General features: G+C 54.0%; 4 protein-coding genes. 2 read left to right on the forward strand and 2 right to left on the reverse strand.

Annotated elements, in window-relative coordinates:
* Positions 1–447, reverse strand: a 447-nt coding sequence (locus AC221Y_RS22415; protein WP_486708513.1) for an MBL fold metallo-hydrolase, incomplete at its 3' end; no start/stop codon positions are given.
* Positions 448–668: 221 nt separating this feature from the next.
* On the opposite strand from AC221Y_RS22415, the gene AC221Y_RS22420 reads away from it, so the two are divergent.
* Entirely contained in the window at positions 669–1,322 is a 654-nt protein-coding gene (locus AC221Y_RS22420) for a peroxiredoxin (protein ID WP_486708514.1), read from the forward strand.
* 807 nt (positions 1,323–2,129) lie between these two features.
* Here the strand turns inward: AC221Y_RS22420 and AC221Y_RS22425 are convergent.
* Positions 2,130–2,270: a hypothetical protein gene (locus tag AC221Y_RS22425; protein WP_486708516.1), complete on the reverse strand. Its 141-nt coding sequence runs from the start codon at positions 2,268–2,270 to the stop codon at positions 2,130–2,132.
* Positions 2,271–2,379: 109 nt separating this feature from the next.
* Here AC221Y_RS22425 and AC221Y_RS22430 point away from each other — a divergent pair, with 109 nt between their 5' ends.
* Complete coding sequence (locus AC221Y_RS22430) at positions 2,380–3,246, forward strand: helix-turn-helix transcriptional regulator (RefSeq protein ID WP_486708515.1); 867 nt, start codon at positions 2,380–2,382, stop codon at positions 3,244–3,246.
* Positions 3,247–3,299 lie beyond the last annotated feature (53 nt).

Consider the following 3,299-nt stretch of genomic DNA (forward strand, 5'->3'; position numbering starts at 1 on the left):
CGCATATGGATCGCCATTTTGAAAGTCAGTACGACCCGTTCCCCTGATCAACAGGGTATCGCCGGTAAACACCCGGTCATCCATCAAGAAGCTGTAACTTTCCGATGTGTGCCCCGGTGTGTACAGAGCGGTCAGCTTAAGACCTTCGATCGTTAATGGGTCATTATCGCGCACGCGCATTGAGACCACATCCGCGGGAGACTGTTCGCCCATGACGGTCGTGCAACGTGTAGCGTCGCGCAATTTACCCATCGCGCTGACATGGTCGGCGTGAATATGCGTATCAACGACCTTCACTAGCTTGAGGTCGAGTTCCTCAAGCAGCTTCAAATACCGGTTGGTGTGCTCAAAAACCGGATCGATCAGCAGCGCCTCACCACCGTGCCGGCTGGCAAGAAGGTAAGTGTAAGTGCTGGATGTTTTGTCAAAAAGTTGCCTGAAAATCATTTCTGCTTCTCCCAATGGTCAGTGGTCGATGCTTCTAAACAAGCGTCACTTGCCTACCGGGCAACTCATTTGAACCAATCTCGCGACGCTACTCTTTCGAACAGCTTGCGGCAATCATTGCATGATCAATTCGTTGAGCCTAGCCTCTAACTTGCTTTGTGCACGCAGCTCAGCAAGAGCCGCCATGTTTTCAGAGCACAACTCCATAAAGGAACAACACCATGAGCCTACGTATAAACGACACGGTTCCGAACCTAACCGTGGAAACTGACCAAGGCACATTTTCCTTGCATGATTGGATCGGAGACAACTGGGCAATCCTTTTTTCGCATCCTAAAGACTTTACCCCTGTTTGCACGACAGAGTTTGGCGCGGTCGCGCAGTTGGCCGATGAATGGTCCAAGCGCGGCACCAAGGTCATCGGGATTTCCGTGGATGGTGTTGAGGATCACAAGAAGTGGAAGGGCGACATTGAAAAAGTTGGGGGCGCACCCGCAGGCTTCCCGATTATTGCGGACGATGGCCTGACAGTTTCAAAAGCCTTCGACATGTTGCCAGCAGATGCCTACTTACCGGACGGCCGCACACCCAACGATAGCCAGACCGTAAGATCTGTATTCATCATAGGGCCAGATAAAAAGATGAAGTTGTCCATGACATATCCGATGAACGTGGGCCGCAATTTTGCAGAAGTCTTGCGGGCACTGGATGGCCTGCAGACGGCCGCCAGTCGAGGTGTCGCAACACCGGCAAACTGGAATGTCGGTGATGATGTTGTGATCCCGGTCGCTGTCAACGATGCTGATGCAAAAGAGAAATTCGGCGACTTTACCACTGTCCTTCCCTATCTACGAATGACAAGCCTGAAAGGCTAAGCTGCCGGAAGGCCCCATTTGATCGAGATCTTTTGGGGCCTAACCCGAAAAATTAAACAACGGCATGGAATGCGCAGCGTCGTTGCAACAAAGTCCAATTTGTCCGCTGAACGACGCTTCACCCAACAAAATGCTGCACGATGCACGAATGGCAGCAATGCGAACGCCGCACCGCAGCGTTGTGTGGTGACGTCAACGGCAGGTTTGGGCCGGAAGTGAAGACCGACACCAAGGGCGGGAACCGGACATTTGCTGCGGCCTGCGCAGGTGTCTCCTAAGCGGGACACAACCGACATTCGTTTTCCCGCCTTCGCTGACGCAGCATCCCCTCGCAGGTGCGGCACGCTTTTCGCTGCGTTGCGGTCGATCTCGCCAGACCGGCCATTGAAAGCCAGTCTAAGGCGCGAAATTCAAACCGCCCTTCCGCTGTAACCGGGATCAACCAACGAGGAGCGGGACGAAGCTGTCGTTGGCGGTCAGTGCGAAATCTGAACTTCGCCCTCAATCTCAATTGCAAAACCCAATGGCAACCCAGACACACCAATAGCTGATCGAGCATGGTGGCCTACGTCTGGTCCAAACACTTCAATGACGAGATCACTGAAACCATTCACAACCAAGTGTTGTTTGGTGTAGCCAGGGCTCGAAGCGACCATGCCAAAGACACGTGTCCAACCAACTATTCGAGAAAGGTCGCCGATTTCTGCCTTGATGTTTGCAAAGATAGATAGCGCAATATCGCGAGCTCCGCGCAGCCAGCCAGGGCTCCGATATCTGAGGTCTACGCCCTGTCAGGCTGCACTCCAGTCAACGCAACCGGTGACATTTCTGAATGGCGTTTACAGCTTTGCGGATTGCATCCACCCGCTGCATCGCTTGGCCGACAAGCACATCAACCTGCCGCAACTTCTGAACTATTTCCTCGAGCTTGTGCCGCTTGTTTGCCATCCTTCGTCCTCCGTTTTCTAAACATAACGATGGGCCAAATCAGATGGGGCATTCCAGCCTTACATCATTACTACTATCTATTGTCTGTCTGTACTGCTAGATTATGCTGATGTCGGAAGCCCTGCGCATACGTTCTGGTAGTTTTGGCCGTGTCGCACTACTGGATATGGATCGCAATCTTGTGCGGCACGCTCATCCTCACTGCCATGTCCTTTTGAAAGTCGATGGTGCTGACACGCAGTTTCTTGTCGGCGAGACTGTAGCGCACCTCACGGATGAAAGCGCTGTTTTGGTGAATGCCTGGACGCCGCATGCCTATGTTCATAAGCCGGACCGGCCGCGTTGTCTAATCCTTGCCCTCTATATTGAACCGATCTGGCTGGCAGAGTTCCGAAAGAATTGGGCTTCGTCCGGCGATGCCGGGTTCTTCGCATCCGCCACAGGTGCCATAACGCTAAACATCCGCAAATTGTCGATGGCGCTGGCCACGTCCATGATCCATGCGCCGACGGATGTCGTAGAGCACGAGAAATTGCTCGGTGGCCTGATGATCGCCGTGATCGAACGCTTTACAGAATGGCGCAGTGTCGGGGCGGGACTGCGCGAGGCGGCGCGCGTGCAATCGGTGGACTGGCGCGTACGAAAAGCTATAGCCATGATCCGACGCGAACCGGGCGAGGTCGACAATATCGAGCGACTGGCGGCAGAGGCAGGCATGAGCCGCGCCAATTTCTTCCGTGTTTTCGAAGCCTCGACCGGCGTGAGCCCGCGCGTCTTTCTGAATGTTTTGCGACTGGAAAAGGCCATTTTCGGCACGGTCAATAGCGATCTGAGTTTCGGCCAAATGTCCGATAAGCTCGGCTTTTCCACCCAAGCGCACTTTACCCGCTTCTTCCGCGACCACGCCGGCGTTGCGCCCAGCCAGTTTCGGTCCATCGCCCGGATCGGGGATATAGGCGAAGCCTTCCATCTTTGAGACTCTAGGGTAAATTCTGCGATGCCTCGGTATCGATTTACAGCCGGATTGTA

The organism is Boseongicola sp. (assembly GCF_057460485.1).

Excerpts from the sequence above, each read along its gene's own strand:
- AC221Y_RS22420 (WP_486708514.1), top strand. The coding sequence starts at position 669 with ATGAGCCTACGTATAAACGACACGGTTCCGAACCTAACCGTGGAAACT.
- AC221Y_RS22425 (WP_486708516.1), bottom strand. The coding sequence starts at position 2,270 with ATGGCAAACAAGCGGCACAAGCTCGAGGAAATAGTTCAGAAGTTGCGG.
- AC221Y_RS22430 (WP_486708515.1), top strand. The coding sequence starts at position 2,380 with ATGTCGGAAGCCCTGCGCATACGTTCTGGTAGTTTTGGCCGTGTCGCA.